Source organism: Aeromonas dhakensis (assembly GCF_000820305.1).
In the GTDB taxonomy this organism is placed as follows: domain Bacteria; phylum Pseudomonadota; class Gammaproteobacteria; order Enterobacterales; family Aeromonadaceae; genus Aeromonas; species Aeromonas dhakensis.
Genome location: NZ_CDBH01000063.1, coordinates 1 through 1,024 on the forward strand (window position 1 = coordinate 1; position 1,024 = coordinate 1,024).

General features: G+C 59.9%; 1 protein-coding gene and 1 pseudogene. Both read left to right on the plus strand.

Translation table 11 applies throughout. The features are described from left to right. Positions 1–555: pseudogene (gene hexR / locus BN1143_RS18270) on the plus strand (transcriptional regulator HexR); the annotation flags it as partial. Between the two features lie 163 nt (positions 556–718). Next, positions 719–1,024 (plus strand): pyruvate kinase (locus tag BN1143_RS18275; protein WP_042051631.1); only part of this gene is annotated, 306 nt, incomplete at its 3' end.

The window sequence follows — 1,024 nt, forward strand, 5'->3', positions numbered from 1 at the left end:
CAAGATCTTCGAATCCACCATGGCCTGCCTCGATGCCGCCAAGAACAGCCTGGACATCTCGGCCATCAATCGCTGCGTCGACATCCTGACCCAGTCCAAGAAGATCAGCTTCTTCGGCCTTGGGGCCTCCTCCGCCGTCGCCCGCGATGCCCAGAACAAGTTCTTCCGCTTCAACATCCCGGTGGTGAGCTTCGACGACATCGTCATGATGCGCATGAGCTGCATCAACAGCAGCGAAGGGGACGTGGTGGTGCTCATCTCCCACACCGGCCGCACCAAGGCGCTGGTGGAGATTGCCGCGCTGGCCCGTGAAAACGACGCCACCGTCATCGGCATGACCGCCAAGGACTCTCCGCTGGCGCGCGAGTGCAACCTGGTGCTCTCCATGGACGTGCCGGAAGACACCGACGTCTACATGCCGATGGCTTCGCGCATCGCCCAGCTCGCCCTGGTGGACGTGCTGGCGACCGGTTTCACTCTGCGCCGCGGCATGAAATTTCGCGNNTCAAAGAAGGTTTGCGCGAATCCCGCTTTGATACACCCCACTCTTCGTGAACAACGGGGGCCCCGGCCCCCGGCTGTCTCTGCCACCTTCCTTGGTGTAGTATTGTAATTTAGTAACAAAAGCCACCCAGATGGCTTGCAAGCGGGTGCAATGGGTCATGCGCTTGACGGGGCAGTATCTCAAGTCATATCAACTTCAAAACTGGAGTCTTTCATGCCAAGACGTACAAAGATTGTAACCACACTCGGTCCGGCCACCGATCGCGAAGGGATCCTCGAGGGGATCATCCGTGCCGGTGCCGACATGGTGCGGATGAACTTCTCCCACGGCACTGCTGAAGACCACATCCTGCGCGCCAACCAGGTGCGTGACATCGCCGCCAAGCTGGGCCGTCACGTCGCCATCATGGGCGACCTGCAGGGCCCCAAAATCCGCGTTTCCACCTTCAAGGACGGCAAGATCTATCTGGCCATCGGTGACAAATTCATCCTCGACGCAGCCCTCGGCAAGGGTGAAGGC